This window comes from Phyllobacterium sp. YR620 (assembly GCF_900104165.1).
Taxonomy (GTDB): domain Bacteria; phylum Pseudomonadota; class Alphaproteobacteria; order Rhizobiales; family Rhizobiaceae; genus Phyllobacterium; species Phyllobacterium pellucidum.
The window spans coordinates 122,221-139,512 of the sequence record NZ_FNJP01000007.1; the positions used below are offsets into that span (position 1 = coordinate 122,221).

16 protein-coding genes are annotated in these 17,292 nt (G+C 58.3%); 11 read left to right on the forward strand and 5 right to left on the reverse strand.

What is annotated here, in order from left to right; all coding sequences use genetic code 11:
• The first annotated feature begins 49 nt into the window (after positions 1–49).
• The 11 genes from BLR72_RS20325 to BLR72_RS20375 all read left to right on the forward strand — a co-directional run bounded on the left by BLR72_RS20325 (position 50) and on the right by BLR72_RS20375 (position 11,720).
• Positions 50–1,063 carry an SIS domain-containing protein gene (locus BLR72_RS20325; protein WP_091951486.1) on the forward strand — a complete coding sequence of 338 codons (1,014 nt, stop codon included), beginning with the start codon at positions 50–52 and terminating at the stop codon, positions 1,061–1,063.
• A gap of 80 nt (positions 1,064–1,143) precedes the next feature.
• Positions 1,144–2,469, forward strand: coding sequence for an ABC transporter substrate-binding protein (locus BLR72_RS20330; RefSeq protein WP_091951488.1), 1,326 nt, complete (start codon positions 1,144–1,146; stop codon positions 2,467–2,469).
• 15 nt (positions 2,470–2,484) lie between these two features.
• Positions 2,485–3,450 carry a carbohydrate ABC transporter permease gene (locus BLR72_RS20335; RefSeq protein ID WP_091951490.1) on the forward strand — a complete coding sequence of 322 codons (966 nt, stop codon included), beginning with the start codon at positions 2,485–2,487 and terminating at the stop codon, positions 3,448–3,450.
• Positions 3,447–4,307: a carbohydrate ABC transporter permease gene (locus BLR72_RS20340; protein WP_091951492.1), complete on the forward strand. Its 861-nt coding sequence runs from the start codon at positions 3,447–3,449 to the stop codon at positions 4,305–4,307. The genes BLR72_RS20335 and BLR72_RS20340 overlap by 4 nt, the downstream gene beginning before the upstream one ends.
• A gap of 12 nt (positions 4,308–4,319) precedes the next feature.
• Positions 4,320–5,162, forward strand: a complete 843-nt coding sequence (locus BLR72_RS20345) for a sugar phosphate isomerase/epimerase family protein (protein ID WP_091951494.1) — start codon at positions 4,320–4,322, stop codon at positions 5,160–5,162.
• On the forward strand, positions 5,162–6,025 hold the full coding sequence (locus tag BLR72_RS20350; protein ID WP_091951496.1) for a PfkB family carbohydrate kinase: 864 nt from the start codon (positions 5,162–5,164) through the stop codon (positions 6,023–6,025). Before BLR72_RS20345 ends, BLR72_RS20350 begins: the two co-directional genes overlap by 1 nt.
• 2 nt (positions 6,026–6,027) lie before the next feature.
• Entirely contained in the window at positions 6,028–7,431 is a 1,404-nt protein-coding gene (locus BLR72_RS20355; protein ID WP_091951498.1) for an NAD(P)/FAD-dependent oxidoreductase, read from the forward strand.
• A gap of 31 nt (positions 7,432–7,462) precedes the next feature.
• Positions 7,463–8,605: an ABC transporter ATP-binding protein gene (gene ugpC, locus BLR72_RS20360; protein WP_091951500.1), complete on the forward strand. Its 1,143-nt coding sequence runs from the start codon at positions 7,463–7,465 to the stop codon at positions 8,603–8,605.
• A gap of 133 nt (positions 8,606–8,738) precedes the next feature.
• Entirely contained in the window at positions 8,739–9,530 is a 792-nt protein-coding gene (locus BLR72_RS20365) for a pyrroline-5-carboxylate reductase family protein (protein WP_091951502.1), read from the forward strand.
• A 12-nt stretch (positions 9,531–9,542) separates the two neighbouring features.
• Positions 9,543–10,532: a GlxA family transcriptional regulator gene (locus BLR72_RS20370; protein ID WP_091951504.1), complete on the forward strand. Its 990-nt coding sequence runs from the start codon at positions 9,543–9,545 to the stop codon at positions 10,530–10,532.
• Positions 10,533–10,895: 363 nt separating this feature from the next.
• On the forward strand, positions 10,896–11,720 hold the full coding sequence (locus BLR72_RS20375) for an alpha/beta fold hydrolase (protein WP_091951505.1): 825 nt from the start codon (positions 10,896–10,898) through the stop codon (positions 11,718–11,720).
• A 56-nt stretch (positions 11,721–11,776) separates the two neighbouring features.
• Here the strand turns inward: BLR72_RS20375 and BLR72_RS20380 are convergent, their stop codons facing one another.
• The 5 genes from BLR72_RS20380 to BLR72_RS20400 all read right to left on the reverse strand — a co-directional run bounded on the left by BLR72_RS20380 (position 11,777) and on the right by BLR72_RS20400 (position 17,264).
• Positions 11,777–13,204, reverse strand: a complete 1,428-nt coding sequence (locus tag BLR72_RS20380) for a gamma-aminobutyraldehyde dehydrogenase (RefSeq protein ID WP_091951507.1) — start codon at positions 13,202–13,204, stop codon at positions 11,777–11,779.
• A gap of 22 nt (positions 13,205–13,226) precedes the next feature.
• The gene (locus BLR72_RS20385) at positions 13,227–14,036 is read right to left on the reverse strand and encodes an ABC transporter permease (protein ID WP_091951509.1); all 810 of its coding nucleotides are present in this window, start codon (positions 14,034–14,036) and stop codon (positions 13,227–13,229) included.
• Complete coding sequence (locus tag BLR72_RS20390) at positions 14,026–14,979, reverse strand: ABC transporter permease (protein WP_091951511.1); 954 nt, start codon at positions 14,977–14,979, stop codon at positions 14,026–14,028. The genes BLR72_RS20385 and BLR72_RS20390 overlap by 11 nt, the downstream gene beginning before the upstream one ends.
• Positions 14,976–15,977 carry an ABC transporter ATP-binding protein gene (locus BLR72_RS20395; RefSeq protein ID WP_091951513.1) on the reverse strand — a complete coding sequence of 334 codons (1,002 nt, stop codon included), beginning with the start codon at positions 15,975–15,977 and terminating at the stop codon, positions 14,976–14,978. Before BLR72_RS20395 ends, BLR72_RS20390 begins: the two co-directional genes overlap by 4 nt.
• A 126-nt stretch (positions 15,978–16,103) precedes the next feature.
• Positions 16,104–17,264 (reverse strand): ABC transporter substrate-binding protein, encoded by a 1,161-nt coding sequence (locus BLR72_RS20400; protein WP_091951515.1) that lies wholly within the window; start codon positions 17,262–17,264, stop codon positions 16,104–16,106.
• Between the last annotated feature and the right edge of the window lie 28 nt (positions 17,265–17,292).

Here is a 17,292-nt window from a genome sequence, read left to right on the forward strand (position 1 = left end):
GGTACCTCGCTCTCCAGCGGTGTTGATATGCGCAAACGGGAAGGTTCTAATGCTCAACTTCGATAAAGATCGCTTTGTGAAGATACAAAGTGGCGCAGTCGCAATCGCCGATGACGTGCGCACCCTGGTGCGCAAGCTGCTCGACGATGGCCTCGAACGGATTTTCTTCATGGGCACGGGCGGCGTGCAGTTTCTGACGCAGCCGGCGATCGAGCTTGCCCGCAACGGCACTGTCTTCCCGGTCTCCGCGGCATTTCCGGCGCAGGTCGTTCTCGAAGCGCCGGCTGGCCTTGATGAACGGGCGCTCGTCATTCTTCCGTCGCTATCGGGAACAACCAAGGAAAGCGTCCAGCTTATGGCTTTCCTGAAGGAGCGCGGCGTAAAGACGCTTTCCCTCACCGGGCATAAGAACACGCCTCTCGGCCTCGATGCGGACTACAATTTCACCAACTTCGCCGAAGACGATACATCTTCGGAATCGTTCTACCTGCAAACTCTCCTGATCGTTCTCGCCCTGCTGGCTGAGCGTGGTGAATTTGCGGACTTCGATGCGACTGTGGCAGAGCTTAAGAAGCTGCCGGAATTGCTCGTATCGGTGAAGGAAGATTACGAGGCTGGCGCTGCCGCGCTCGCCCAGGAAATCAAGGACGAGACCTATCACATCTTCACCGGCGCAGGTTCGGTCTGGCCGGAAGCGCATTATTACGGGATGTGCATCCTTGAGGAAATGCAGTGGATCCGCACACGTCCGGTTCATGCGTCCGATTTCTTCCACGGCACGCTCGAATTGGTCGAGCCCGGTGTCAGCCTGTTCATCTTCAAGGGTGAAGATGCCTGCCGCCCACTGACCGATCGCGTCGAAAATTTCGCAAAACGCTATACCGACAAGGTTCGGGTTCTGGACGCAGCCGCTGTCAAGCTGCCGGGAATTTCCGAGAATACGCGCAAGCTGATCTCTCCGATTATCCTCGCCACCATGCTGGAGCGTCTGAGCGCCCATCTCGAAGTTTTGCGCGACCATCCGCTGACAACGCGCCGCTACTACAAGCGCGTCGAATACTGAGATTGTCCCGATCCGATCATGTCGGATCGGGATTGATTTATTCACAGAAACGAAAGATCAAAAAAGAGAGGAACTGCGAAATGAAAAGCACCACGTTTTTAAGCACGACGAGTCTCGCTTCTTTCATGGCGGCCGGATTGATTGTCGGCAGCGCAAGTGTCGCGCTGGCAAAAGACCCGGTCGTAGCGGATCCGGATGCAAAAGTTGAATATTCGGGCACGCTCAGCATTCTCACTAAGTTCGGTCTGCAGCAGCTTTCTCCGTTTTTCGTCGATGCCGCCAAGGAATATGAAAAGCTTCATCCAGGCGTCAAAGTCGAACTTATTCAGGAGAGCGACGACAGCGTGAAGGGCAAGACGAAGGCTCTCGTTGCGTCCAATTCCTTGCCTGATATCTATTTCTCCTGGACCGGCAGCTGGGGCGAAAACTTCGTCCGCGGCAATCGCGCGGTCGACCTTAGCAAGGTGATCGGTCCCGATACCGCCTGGGGCAAGCAACTTGCCGGCGCCGCAGTCAGCGCCTTCCAGTACAATGGCAAGCTCTATGGCATCCCGCTCTATCTCGATGCCAAGTTCATGGGCTACAGCAAGCCGCTGTTCGAAAAAGCCGGCGTTTCCGAACCCAAGACTTTTGATGAATTGCTCACCGCCTGCGCGGCCCTGCGCAAGTCGGGCGTCACACCGATCTCCTTCGGCAACAAGGAAGGCTGGCCGGCGGTTCATTATGCCGGACAGCTGCTCTCCTATAACGTGCCGCAGGCGACGCTCGAAAAGGATTTCACGCCGGCCACGGCCGACTACTCCGATCCGGGCTATGTGCTGAGCCTGACCCAGTTCAAGCAGTTGATCGATGAATGTTCGGATGGTTCCGGGACGAACGGCTCGTCCTATGCATCGGCGCTGCAGCAGTTCTCCAATGCCAAGTCGGCGATGTACTATCAGGAAATCATCGAGTTCGATCAAAGCACTGCCGACGGCGCCTTGAAGCGGGACGATTTCGGCTACTTCAAACTGCCGGCACCGAAGGACGCAAAGGGCGACGTGAAGTCGATCGAAGGCGCGCCGGAAGGCTACATGATCAATGCCGCTTCGAAGAACATTCCTCTTGCGATCGACTTCATGAAGTTCGTCACTTCTGCGGATAATGGCAAGGTCCTGTCCGCTCCGCCTTATGGCCAGCCGAGTGCGACAGTCGGAGGATATTCCGCCGATACGATGAACCCGGCGGTCGTCGGTGGCCTGAAGGTTATCGCGGACTCTTCCTATCTCATGCCCTGGCTCGATACGGCCAACCCACCGCGCGTGGCGGCTGCCTGGCTTTCGGGCCTGCAGGCACTCATCGGCGGCTCGCAGACTCCCGAGCAGGTCATGGAACAGGTGAAGAAAGCTGCGGCTTCTTCAAAGTAAGAAAGCTCTCAGACAATGACTGTCGTGAAGCATGACTATAAGGGTGAAGCCGCCGCTATCGGCTTCACCCTGCGGAGGAAAGCCGGGAATGATCGGGCCAGCCCGTTGTCCGGCTTGCTGTCTTTCCGCTGGGTGTTGGTCGCATTCGTTCTGATCCTTTGGTTCGTCTATTATCCAATCATCGACAACTTCATCGTCAGCACGAAGAACCAGGATATTTTCACCGGCGAAACCGCCTTTGTCGGCCTCGACAACTATCGCCGGCTCCAGAGCGATCCGATCGTCTGGACCGCGATCCTCAACAACACGCTTTATGCGGTCATCTCGATTGTCTTTCAGGTATTTGGCGCATTCGTGCTCGCTGCGCTCATCGAGGGTCTCGACAACGAAAGATGGCGCAGGTTCTGGCGCGCCGTCTATTTCATCCCCTCGGCGATTTCGATCACAGTGACCGGCCTGCTGTTCTACTTCATCTACCAGCCGGACATCGGTCTGCTCGACTCCTTTCTCACACAGATTGGCCTCGGGAATTGGTCGCGGGCGTGGCTCGGCGAAGAGCATACGGCGATCTATGCGATCATAGCCATGAGCCAATGGCAGGGTTTCGGCTATTCGACGCTGCTGTTCGGAATTGCGATCCAGAAGATACCGCGCGAACTCTACGATGCAGCGATCATGGACGGGGCCGGCACCTGGCGGCGCCTGTGGAACATCACCATGCCTCTGACACGCGAGATGACAGGCCTGATGGTCATTGTCACGATCACCGGCGCCTTCCAGGTTTTCAACGAGGTCATGGTCATGACGGCCGGCGGTCCGAACAATTCCAGCCAGGTGCTTGGAACCTGGCTCTATCAACAGGGCTTCATCGAAAACGACTTTGGATATGGCGCCGCCGTGGCAACCGTGATCTTCCTCATCACCTTGCTGACCGGCTTCGCCCAGCTCTGGTACACAAGGAAGCGGAGGGTGCATCTGTGAGCGTCACCCTTCAATCCAGTGAGAGGGAACCGGTCGATTTCGTGTCGGCGCTGGCAAAGGTCTGCCTCGTTACCTTTCTCGTCAGCCTCGGTGTCATCGTCATCTATCCATTGATCTGGATGGCCCTGAACGGCTTCAAGAGCAACTCCGAGATCTTCGGCAATCCATTTGCGCTTCCGACCAGCTTTACGATCGGAAACTATATCTCTGCCTGGAACCAGGGCATCCGCAATTACATCGCGACGAGCATAATCGTGACGCTTGGTTCCGCCATCTGCACCGTTCTCATAAGCGCGTGGACCGCATACGGCCTGACGCGCTCAAGCCTGCCCGGGAAGCCTTATTTCGTAGGTATCGTGCTTGGCGGTCTCATGCTCAGCCCGACTGTAGCGGTAATCCCGCTCGTGCGCATGATGCAGGATCTCGGCCTCTACAACACCTATTGGGCGCTGATCATTCTTTATACAGCCTTCCGCATCCCGTTCACGACCTTTCTCATTCGCGCCTACATGCTCGGACTGCCGCGCGATCTCGATGAAGCAGCCATCATGGATGGCGCGACCGAGGGCCAGATCTTTTGGAAGGTGATCCTGCCGCTGTGCAAGCCGATACTTGTATCCTGTGTCATCCTGCATGTGCTTTTCGCCTGGAACGAATATCTCTTCGCGATGATTTTCACGAGCGGCGCAGACTTGCAGACACTGCCTGTCGGCCTGACATCGATCATGGCGAAACACGGAACCAATTACGCCATCGTCTTCGCTGCGATGACATTATCGGCACTTCCCATCGTCATTGTTTTCTTCGCCGCGCAGCGCTTCTTCATCCGGGGCCTCGCCGAAGGCATCGGCAAGTAAGGGGAGTGGGAAATGTTGAGACGTGAACAACTCATCGGAGCGAATTTCTCCTTTCAGCACCACCCGTTCCGGTGGGTTGCGGAGCAGCTGCGCCGGATGGGATTCAGCCGCATGGAGCTTTGGGGAATTGCTCCCCACCTCGACCTCTTCAACGATAGCAATTCGCGCCTGAGAGAAGTGAAGGCCGTCCTCGTCGACAATCAGTTGTCGGTTCACTGCTTCACGCCGGAACAGGTGCTCTATCCCATCAACATCGCATCGGGCGACGACACCTATCGCGCAAAGAGCGTGGAGCGCTTTCTTCATGCTGCCGATATTTGTGCTGAACTTGGTGCGAAATACCTGTTTCTGACCCCGGGCCGCGGGTTCGAAAGTGAAAGTCGAGAGCGTGCCTGGGCTCGCTCGATCGAGTCAGTCAACACGATTGCCCGGCACGCCAGGAGAAACGGGGTTGCCTGTCTTCTGGAACCACTGCAACGAACCGAGAGCAATATCGTCAACAACGCGGATGAGCTCTTTGCCTTCTGGCGCGAGCTCGACGCAGATAATGTCGACGTCGTTCTCGATCTTGTGGCAATGGCAACGGCGAAGGACAGCGTCGGCGCCTATGTCGATAAGTTTGGCGAGCGCCTTTCCCATGTTCATATCGTTGACGGGACGCCGGCCGGCCACCTGGTCTGGGGCGATGGCAACCTGCCATTGCACGACTATTTCGCTGAACTCGATGCGAGTTCCTTTACGGGGACCCTTACCTTCGAACCGTTCGGCAATGGATCTTATGCGCTTGATCCCGTTTCGGCCTGGCAACGCTGTCTGACCGCGATTGCTCCTCTTCTTGACCGTGCGGAGCAATGATGCAGAACGCCAGTCCAACGCTGATTGCTGTCGGCGACAATTGCCTTGATGCCTACCTGACCAAAGGCTTCGTCACGGTAGGAGGAAATGCGCTCAATGTCGCGGTTCAATGGCAACGACACGGCCACAATGCGCGCTATTTCGGCGCCCTCGGCCATGATGAAGAAGCCGAGATCATGCTCGACGAGATCGAGCGTGTCGGCCTCGCTCCGGGCGACGTGGAATTGCTGACAGGGAGTTCCGCGGTAACCCTTCTTGCCGACGATGCCGGCGAGCGGCGCTTCCTGCTCGAGTCCCTCGGCGTCGGGGCAGGCTATTTTCCGAAAGGCGAACATTATGATGCGATGCGGCGGGCCGACTGGGTCCATCTCGGCACAAATGCGAGCGAAGAGCTGGTGCGCCGGCTTGTAGCGGATGGCGTAAGGTTCAGCGTCGACGTGTCGACACGACACTTCGATTTGCCGCTGGATAATGTACCGCTGGTTTTTGCGTCAGGTCCAGACGATCCGGACGAACCGGTCAAGCCGCTCATCGAAAAGTTTAAGCGGGCAGGGGCCCGCGAAGTCGTGGTCACATGCGGCAAGCGCGGCTCCTTCTACGATAATGGCAGCGCTCTGTTCTTCGCGGATTCGGTCCCGGTATCTGTCGTTGATACCTGTGGCGCCGGCGACAGCTTCATCGCAACATTCATCGTTAGCCGTTTTGTAGAAGGCTGCTCGGAGGAAACCGCGCTCAATCGTTCGGCCGCGCGGGCCGCGGAAACCTGTACGCATCTCGGCGGATTTCCCCAGGTGATCCTGCCGATACCCCAATGGCTTCTCGACAAATACGACAGCGTCATCCGTACCGCGCAAAGGGCTTGAGCATGAGCAGTATCAAAATGAGACCGCCGGTTGCGGCTCCAGGAGAAGACCGGTCCTTTTGGTTGCAGAGCATTGCCGCCGATGCCGCAACGACACCGCTCAAGGGCAGCGAGACGTGCGATATTGCGATCGTCGGCGGTGGTTACGCCGGCCTGTGGACTGCGCTGCGGATAAAAGAGCATGCGCCCGAGACGCGCGTTACGATCGTCGAAGCTGATTTTTGCGGGTCGGGCGCTTCGGGCAGGAATGGGGGACAGGTCCACACCTGGTTCGCCGAGATCGACATGCTACGGGAACTCGTGGGTACTGAAGACGCGCTCATGTTGTGCCGCGCTACTGCCGACGCCATCGATGAACTCAAGACCCTGCAGGATTCCGGCACGATCGACATGGATTTGCGACTGGACGGCTGGTTGTGGACGGCAAGTTCCGCCGCCCAGGAAGGGGCGTGGTCGAAGGCCTATGATCTCACCCGGACGCTGGGCGAGAAGCGATTTCGGACCCTTGACCGGGCCGATATGCTGAAGCGGACCGGTTCTTCCGCGTCCTACCTTGGCATCGTGGAAGACCGGGCAGGGACGGTCCAGCCGGCAAAGCTGGCGCTCGGTTTGCGCCAGCTTGCAATCTCGAAAGGCGTCATTATTCACGAGCAAAGTCCGGTTCTGGAGATCGTACCCGGGGCACAACCGCAATTGCGCACGGCTCAGGGTACGTTGTCAGCCAAGAAGATCGTCCTCGCAGCCAACGCATGGCTTTCGGCGATTTCGGAACTGCACCACTATCTTTATGTAGTCAGCAGTCAGCTCATCGCCACCGCGCCTGCTGCCGACATTCTGGATGAGATCGGTTGGGTCGACGGTGCATCGATCTGCGATGCCCAACACCACGTGCTCTACTACCAGCGCACCCCTTCAGGCCGTGTGATCTTCGGCCGGGGAACCGGCGGCATTGCGTATCAGGACCGCATCGGCTCCAGCTTCAACCGGAGCGGAGACAAGGGTTCGGACAATATCCGCGAGCTGCACCGCGTCTATCCGCAACTTAAAGAAGTTGAGGTGCAATATGATTGGAGCGGACCAATCGACTGCACTGCCCAGCATCTGCCAGTTTTCGATCATCTGAAAGAGCATCGGAATATCTTTTACGCTGTCGGTTTCAACGGCACCGGAATTGCCCAGACGCCCGTTGCCGGCCGCATTATGGCAAGCCTCGTTTTGGGACGCGACGACAAGTGGAGCAGGTGCGGGCTGGTCGGTATCGGTCGCCGGACGAAGCTCCCGCCCGAACCCTTGCGCTATGTCGGTGCGAAGATCGTCAGGAGCGCCATTCGCCGCAAGAATGACGTGGAAATTCTCAATCAGAAGCCGGATCGGATCACGCGATTCCTGGCCAATCTTGCTCCCTGAGTGATGGGAAGCAAATATAAGGAACGGAACGATGGCTGACTTGTCGCTGAGAAACATACGTAAGTCATACTCCAATCTGGAGGTCCTTCACGGCATCGATCTCGACATTAAATCGGGTGAGTTCATCGTTTTTGTGGGCCCCTCGGGCTGTGGAAAATCGACACTGCTTCGCTCGATTGCCGGGTTGGAAACGATTACCTCCGGCGACCTCATCATTGACGGCGAGCGGATCAACAATGTGGCGCCGTCCAAGCGCGGCATTTCGATGGTGTTCCAGTCCTACGCCCTGTACCCGCACATGACTGTCTTCGAGAATATGGCCTTCGGTCTGCGCATTGCCGGCCTGCCCAAAGCCGAAATAGATAAACGTGTGCGCAATGCAGCAAACATCCTCCAGCTCGACAGCTATCTGCAGAGGCTGCCGAAGGCTCTTTCCGGCGGACAGAGGCAACGTGTTGCCATCGGCCGCGCCATCGTGCGTGACCCGCGCGTGTTTCTCTTCGATGAACCATTGTCCAATCTCGATGCGGCGCTGCGCGTAGCGACCCGGATCGAGATTGCGAAGCTGAAGCAGAGCATGCCGGACGTCACCATGATCTACGTGACACATGACCAGGTCGAGGCCATGACTTTGGCCGACCGCATCGTCGTCTTCAAGGACGGAAACATCGAGCAGGTTGGGACGCCGATCGAGCTCTACAAAAATCCTGCCAATCTTTTCGTTGCGCAGTTCATCGGGTCGCCTTCGATGAACATATTGGAGGGGAAACTTGAAAAGGACTTGTCGGGCTCCGCGAAATGCAAGCTGGATTGCGGGGTCGCTCTCGATCTTGGTGTGCTGCCCGCTGGCGTTTCTGCTGGGGATCGGCTCAGCATCGGTATTCGTCCTGAAAATACACAGATCGCGGATGCAAAAACGAATGGCCCAGTGTTTACCGGTACCATCGATTTTGTCGAACACCTCGGCGAAGTACAGATCCTCTATGTCGATATGCCGGGCTCTGATCGAAAATATCTCATCAAGGTAGACGGTACCGGCACCTACGCCAGGACGGACAAGATCCGGTTTACCGCGCGACCGCAAGACGTCCACATTTTCGATGGCAATGGCGCTGCTATCGCGCGCTTGTCACAAGCCGGCGTCCAAAAGCAAAGTGAATACGGGATGCAATGAAACCTCGCTTTTGACGCGAGCGACCGATGGCAGGGAAAGGTGCTCCTCCGCCCTAGCCGCAAGACGACAACCATATGTCGCGGTCATGGAACCGCAGATCGCGTATGATGCTTGAAAGCAAGGAGGTCCCCGCATGGTTGACATCGGTCGCGTAGGCATCATTGGAGGGTCGGGTTGGCTGGGAACAGCCATAGCGAAAGCTCTTGTCGGTTCGGGAACAGTCGGGTCTGAACGGCTCACTTGCTCGTTCCGCAGCGGACGACCAGAAAGTTCGCTCGGCTGTCATTGGACGCCTGACAACACGCAACTCGTAAATAATTCTGATGTCATCGTGCTCTCGGTGCGGCCGAATGACTGGAATGCTGTCGATATCGACGCCGCGGAAAAATTGGTGGTGTCGGTAATGGCCGGTGTGACGATCACGGACATCAAGCAACGAACCGGCAGCAACAGGGTAGCCCGCGCACTGCCCAATGCGGCAGCAGAGCTCGGCTATTCCTATACGCCCTTCTTCATCGATTCGCATGAACCCGGAGATAGCGATACGATAGCGAGGCTGTTCCGCAGTTGCGGCGTGGTCGACGCGGTCAGCGAAGAGGAGCACATTGATTACTTCACCGCCATGTCGGGTTCGGGCGCTGCATTCCCGGCCTTGCTCGCAGAAGCAATGATGAACCATGCGGTGGCCCGGGGTGTTCCCGCTGACGTCGCGCGACGCGCCGCAGAGCAGGTGATCATCGGCGCCGGCCGGCTTCAGGAGTTCAACGGCGCATCGCCATCCGAGACGGTCAAATCGTTCGTGGACTATAAGGGGACGACGGCGGCAGGCATCATTGCCATGCGGCAAGAGGGCTTTGATGCTGCGGTGGACGCCGGTCTTGACGCCGCTTACCGCAAGGCCAAGGCATTATCGACGACACCGTAGAAGGACTGACGGATGAATGCGAGACCCCTGACCTCCGAGACGGCGCGATTGAAAATCGGCTTCGTCCTCGCGCGTTCCTTCACTCTGTCGGCCTTTGCCATGTTCGTCGATACGTTGCGGCTGGCAAGCGATGAGCTCGACCGTTCTGGACGGGTGCATGCCGACTGGCAGGTGCTCGGAAGCACCCGGCATCTGATCACGTCAAGTTGCGGCGTCGAGGTGGCTCCGACGTCGGATTTCGTCGACCCCGGCCAGTTTAACTACATCGTGGTGGTCGGGGGGCTGTTGACCGTGGAACGCCCCATCGACAACGACACGATCGCTTTCCTCAAGCGGGCAGATCTGCGAGAGGTGCCTCTGATCGGCGTGTGCACCGGGTCGTTCATTCTGGCGGAAGCCGGATTGATGGATCACCACGAGACGTGCGTCAGCTGGCTGCACTACCAGGCATTCAGGGAACGCTTTCCTGATCTGGCGGTACGTTCCGATCGATTGTACAACCTCGACAAGGCGCGCGGTTCCTGTGCTGGCGGCACCAGTGCCGCCGATCTGGCAGCGTCGATCGTGCGCCAGTCGATCAGCAGGGACGCCGAACGCAATGCGCTCGAAGTGCTGCAGATAGAACGGGCACGAACTGCGCTCGATATTCAGCCGCGCCGGCCGCTGGATATCGACTGCAGCGACGATCGCCTGAAGTCGATCCTGATCACCATGGAACGGCATGTCGAGGACATTATCAGCATCCCCGACCTCGCGGCGTCTGTCGGCATTTCGCGTCGCCAATTGGAGCGTCTCTTCCATGAAAAGACGGGCCGCTCACCCGCTCAGGCCTATATGGCGTTGAGGTTGCATCGCGCGCGGGCGCTACTACTGCAGACCAAGGCTCCGCTGATCGAGATCGCCATTGAGGTAGGCTTTGAGACCGCCGGGCACTTCATAAAGGCCTTCAAAAAGGCTTACGGTGAGACGCCGGGGCGGGTACGGGGCGCAACGACGCACTGATACGCAGAAGTGAGCAAGTCTGTGCCAAACGATTGCGTGCGCTCCATTCAGCAGGCCTCGTGCGTTTGCTATGGCCACCTCCTGATAGAACAAATACGCCCGCCGCTGCCAGGGGTTTGCAGCAGCGGCGGGCCAAGTTTCAAGTCTAGAGAGGGGAACTTGAGATATCGACAATATTGACAGGATCAGCATGCCGCAATCAGCACTAACCCTAGGCTCTGCCGAGAAAACTACGTAGAGCAGCCAGTGATTGACTTTCATCGGAATATTTCCCCGATAAGTTGTGCCTAGATGGCATTTGCTTTCGGGCGCGGCTGCAATACCCTCCGTCCGTCCCAATTCAAACCGTCAGGAGAGAACGATATGCCAACGATCAACACAAAGGATGGGGTCGAGATTTTCTACAAGGACTGGGGAGCAGGGCAGCCGATCGTCTTCAGCCACGGGTGGCCGCTATCAGCGGACGATTGGGATGCGCAGATGATGTTCTTCGCCAACAATGGCTTTCGCGTCATTGCCCATGATCGGCGCGGTCACGGGCGTTCAAGTCAGGTGAGCGACGGCCACGACATGGATCATTATGCCGATGATCTTGCGGCATTGACCGAAAAACTCGACCTGAAGAATGCCGTTCACGTCGGCCATTCCACGGGGGGCGGGGAAGTGGTGCACTATATTGCGCGTCATGGCGAAAGCCGGGTAGCCAAGGCGGCGATCCTGAGTGCCGTGCCGCCGCTCATGGTCAAGACTGACGCCAACCCCGGCGGACTGCCGAAGGATGTATTCGACGACTTCCAGAAGCAACTCGCCGCGGGCCGCAGCGATTTCTACCGTGCGATAGCCGCCGGCCCGTTCTACGGCTACAACAGACCCGGCGCCAATGTGTCGGAGGCCGTGATTCAGAATTGGTGGCGTCAGGGCATGATGGGTGGCGCCAAGGCGCATTATGACGGCATCGTCGCCTTCTCGCAGACCGATTTCACCGAAGATCTGAAGAAGATCAAGGTCCCGGTACTCGTGATGCACGGCGACGACGACCAGATCGTTCCTTATGCCGATTCTGCTCCTTTGTCGGCAAAGCTTTTGCAGAATGGAACGCTCAAGACCTACAAGGGCTTCCCGCACGGCATGCCGACGACGCACGCGGAGACAATCAACGCGGACCTTCTCGCGTTCATCCGCAGCTGATCGACGCGGCGGGGCCGACCATTGGCCCCGCTTCCTTTTTTGCACGGCGCAAGGCCTTACCCATGATTGATCATGATGTGGCGCACGGCCGTATAGTCCTCCAGCGCGTAGACGGACATGTCCTTGCCGTAGCCTGACTGCTTCACGCCGCCATGCGGCATCTCGTTGGTGAGCATGAAATGCGTGTTGATCCAGGTGCAGCCATATTGCAGGCGTGATGCTGCCTGCATCGCCTTGGTGATGTCGCGAGTCCAGACCGACGACGCCAGACCGTAATCGCTGTCATTGGCCCAGCTAACTGCCTGCTCGTCCTCTTTGAACCGTGTCACGGAAACGACCGGTCCGAACACTTCCCGGCGCACGATTTCGTCTTCCTGCGTGGCGCCGGCGACCACCGTCGGCTGGAAGAAAAATCCATTGGTGCTGCCGGGACTGCCTCCCGTCGTGATCTCGATGTGCTTCTGTTCCGTTGCCCGCTCGACGAAGCTCGCAACCCGGTCGCGCTGGCGTCCCGAGATCAGCGGTCCGATCTCATTGACCGTGTCGTCGGGGTCGTTATAGCGGATTGTCGACACTGCCGAAGACAGGTCGGCCACCAGGCGCTCATAAATGCTGTCCTGCGCGTAGATGCGGCAGGCCGCAGTGCAGTCTTGGCCGGCATTGTAGTAGCCGAACGTGCGGATGCCATTGACGACGGCTTCAAGGTCGGCGTCTCCATATACGATCACCGGCGCTTTGCCGCCAAGCTCGAGATGGGTGCGCTTGACGGTCTTGGCCGCCGCCTGCAAGACTTTCTTGCCTGTCGCAATGTCACCGGTAATGGAAACCATGGCGATCTTCGGATGGTTGATAAGGGCGTTGCCGACGGTCTCGCCGCGGCCAAGGATGATGTTCACGACACCTTCAGGCAATATTCCGGCGAGCAGGCGCGCCATTTTTAAGGCTGTAAGCGGTGTCTGCTCCGATGGCTTGAACACGACTGTGTTGCCGCCCGCGATCGCTGGCGCGACCTTCCAGGCCATCATCATCAACGGATAATTCCATGGGGCAATCGAGCCGACGCTGCCGATCGCATCGCGGCGGATCATGGAGGTATGTCCGGGCAGATATTCTCCGGCAACAGGGGAGGTCAATGTGCGAACCGCTCCGGCAAAAAACCGCCAGCAGTCGATGATGGCCGGCAGTTCATCGTTGCGCACCGCATTGATCGGCTTGCCGCAATTCAGTGCTTCGAGCGCGGCAAAATCGTCTGCCTCCGCTTCGATGGCGTCCGCAATCTTCAGAAGATACCCCGCGCGCTCGGCCGGCGTTGTGCGCGACCAGCCCAGGAAAGCTCCTTCGGCGGCATCTACCGCCGCGTCGATCTGACTGTGGGAAGCCTCGGCGAGATCGATAATCCTGGCGCCGGTCTTGGGATTGAGGATCTGTTCCTCCGTTTCCGTTCCGGCTTCGAACCTTGACCCGATGAGCAATTGCGTATCCATGACATGTTCTCCCATAGTCTTATTATTTGCCTGAACCGGCGATCTGGTCGCCGTCACGTGTGAGGTAATAGGCGGCAAGGATCGGCAGGAACGTCACGAGCACCACTACCATCGCCACGACGTTGGTGACGGGCCTCTGGCGCGGACGAATAAGCTCCTGCAGCATCCAGATCGGCAGTGTCGATTGTTGGCCACCGGTAAAGGTGGTGACGATCACCTCGTCGAACGACAGGGCGAAAGCGAGCATGCCCCCGGCCAACAGGGCGGTTCCGATGTTCGGCAGGATGATGTAGCGGAACGTCTGGAAGCCGTTGGCGCCGAGGTCCATCGATGCTTCCATCAGCGAGCCGGAAACGCGGCGGAAGCGGGCCACTGCATTGTTGTAGACGACGACGATGCAGAAGGTCGCGTGACCAAGGACGATGGTCCAGAACGAGAAGGGTATATCGGCCAGGCTGAAGGCGGAACGCAGCGCAATGCCGGTGATGATGCCGGGCAGCGCGATCGGCAGGATGACGAGGAGCGAAATTGTCTCGCGGCCGAAGAAGCGCGTCTGGCTCACGGCGGCGGCGCAAAGCGTACCGAGAATTAGCGCCAGTATGGTCGATACCGTCGCGACACGCACGGAGAGAGACAGCGCCTGCCAGACATCGGGCCGCTCCCAGGTGACAGCGAACCATTGGAGGGTCAGGCCGGGCGGCGGGAACTGGTAGCTCTTGTCTTCGGTCGTGAAGGCATAGAGAAAGATCAGAAGCAGCGGCACATGCAGGAAGAGGAGGCCGCAACCGGCAGCGATCTTCAGTCCGAGCGGGGCGGAGCGATCAGAGCGCATCGAATGCCCCCATGCGCCGCGCCATCCACAGATAGAAGCCCATGATCACGATAGGAACAACCGTGAACGCCGCTGCCAGCGGTATGTTGCCCGCCGTGCCCTGCTGCGCATAGACCGCCTGTCCAATAAACAGCCGCGACGAACCGATGATCTGCGGAATGATGTAGTCGCCGAGTGTCAGCGAGAAGGTGAAGATCGAGCCCGCGACGATTCCCGGCAGGGCAAGCGGGAAAAGGACATGGCGGAAGGTTTGTTGCGGCGTGGCCCCAAGGTCGGAAGAAGCTTCGATGAGGTTGCCGGGCACCCGTTCGAGCGATGCCTGGATCGGGAGGATCATGAAGGGCATCCAGACATAGACGAAGACGATAAACGTCCCCGTATAGCTAACCGATAGGGAGTTGCCCCCGATGACCGGGAGAGAGAGCCAGGCATCGAGCAGCCACATCAAATTGAGCTTAGTCAGAAACCAGGTAAGGATGCCTTCCTTGGCGAGGATCAGTTTCCAGGCATAGATCTTCACCAGGTAGCTCGACCAGAGCGGCAACATCACGCCGAGGTAGAAAAAGGCCTTCCATTTTCCTTGCGCATACCGCGCAGCATAGTAGGCGATGGGAAAGGCAATGACCGCCGAAACCAGCGTCACGATCGAAGCCATGAGAACCGTCCGGAGGATGATGTCCAGATTGGCTTCGTTGAGCAACTGGCCATATGTGGCGAGTGTAAACTGGTAGTTGATAAGCCCGGAATAGTCGTCAATGGAAAAGAAGCTTTGCAGCAGGAGCGCAAAGAGGGAACCGAGATAGATTATGCCGAGCCACAGCAGCGGCGGGGCGAGCAGGAGCATGAGCAAAATATGCGGATGCTTCCACAGGAAGTCCGAGAGCCGCCCGCTCAAGCTGCCGCGATCGGTGAGGGTTGATCGTTGTTGCGCGATGGCGCTCATAACGCCTGATCCATCAGGTGGAGATCGGCCCGGTCGAAACTCAATGTTACGCGCCCGCCTTCGGCGGGGACCGTCGCTGCGGCCGGGCTCATCACGTGGATGCGCGTGCCATTGACGCTGACGAGGATGCGGTTGGTCGCACCAAGGAAGCTGCGCGACACGACGGTGCCGTCAAGCACCAGCTTGCCGTCGCCAGCGCGGCCGAGCGTGATAGCTTCGGGGCGCAGGCTTGCATATCGGTTGACAGCGCCAAACTGGTTGACGAATTCCGGTGGCAGCACGTTCGACGAACCGACGAAGTCGGCAACGAAGCGCGTCTGCGGTCGCTTGTACACCTCCTCCGGTGTGCCAAGCTGTTGAATTTTCCCGTCATTGAACACAGCAATGCGGTCGGCCATCGACAAGGCCTCGCCTTGGTCGTGGGTAACGAAGACAAAGGTGATGCCAAGCGACTTCTGCAGGGACTTCAGTTCCTCCTGCATCTGCTCGCGCAACTTCAGATCGAGCGCGCCGAGCGGCTCGTCAAGCAGAAGTACCTTCGGCTTGTTGACGAGCGCACGCGCCAGCGCCACGCGCTGGCGCTGACCGCCCGACAACTGACCCGGACGCCGCGAGCCATAGCCGGGAAGCTTCACCATGGCGAGCGCGTCCTCAGCCGCCTTACGCCGTTCTTCCTTACCCGCGCCCTTCACCATGAGCCCGTAGGCAACGTTGTCGAGAATATTGAGGTGCGGAAACAGTGCGTAGTCCTGAAACACAGTGTTGACGCTGCGCTTGTAAGGGGGAACGCCCTCGGCGGTTTCTCCGAAGATCTCGATGTGACCACTCGTCGGTTGTTCGAACCCGGCCATCAGCCGCAGGCACGTCGTCTTGCCCGATCCCGACGGGCCAAGCATTGCGAAGAATTCGCCTTCAGCGACTGCCAGATCAACTGCATCTACCGCACGAACGGCACCGAAATGGCGGGATACGTTCTGGAATAGAACAGCAGGTGTCATGGCCTTGCTCCAGCAAGTTGGGTTATGATTGGCCCGGGCCTGGCCTATGCAGTTCGCGATCGACCGGCGTCCATGGCCGGTCGACAAATCTGCAAACATCAAGCGGCGTAGCGGCAGTGACCGGTATCAGCGTCCGCCAATGACGGCGATATAATCCGAGACCCAGCGGTTATAGGGAATGCATTGGCCCTGTGATTCACACTTGGCAACCGGCGTCTTCCAGAACTTGATCTTGGCGAAGTCGTTATAGCCGTTGGCGGCGCAGCCCTCCTCCGTCAGCAGCTCATTGCCCTTGCAGGCAGCACCGACCGAAGGATTGGCGCCGAACCATGCCGAAACGTCACCCTGCACCTTGGGCGAAAGTGAATGTTCGATCCACATATAGGCGCAGTTGGGATGCTTGCTGTCGGCGTGCAGCATGGTCGTATCGGCCCAGCCTGTCGTTCCCTCCTCCGGGAAAACCGATGCGACCGGCTGTTTCTCGCCTTTCAGAAGATTGACCTGGAACGGCCAGGATCCCGATGCGACAACACCCTCATTCTTGAAATCGTCAACCTGTACCATCGCATCGTGCCAGTAGCGGCCGGCGAGCGTGCGCTGGACGCGCAAGATGTCGAGCGCCGCCTTGTACTGATCCTCATTCAATTCATAGGGATCCTTGATGCCAAGCTCGGGCTTGTGGAACATCAGGTAGTTGGCAGCGTCGGCAATGTGGATTGGACCATCGTAAGCCTGAATCCGGCCCTTGTTGGACTTCCCGTCCGGCAGATTCATTTCCTCGAACACCACGCTCCAGCTCGTCGGAGCCTTGTCTTTGAAAACATCCGTATTGTACATGAGGATATTCGGGCCCCAGACATAGGGGACGCCGTAATGGACGCCATCAATCGTATGCCATGGCGCATTTTGCATGCGCTCGTCGATGGTCTTCCAACTCGGGATAAGATCAGTGTTGATTGGTTGGACCCGCTTGCCAGCGATCAGGCGCCGTGTCGAATCTCCGGATGCGGTCACAAGATCGAAGCCGCCTTCGTTCATCAGCGCTACCATCTCGTCGGATGTGGCCGCCGTCTTAACGGTGACCTTGCAGCCGGTTTCCTTTTCGAAGCCGGTCACCCAGTCGTAGTTCTTGTCTGTGTCGCCTCGTTCGATATAGCCAGGCCAGGCGACGATCGAGACTTCACCTTCACCTTTGCCGAGTTCCTTCAGCGCTTCCTGCGCCATGACCTGTGTCGCGAACACCAACGAAAGCGTTAGCGCAGTGCAGGATTTGAGTAGCTGCTTCATGTTCGAATCTCCCCGATTCGGCCGCGAT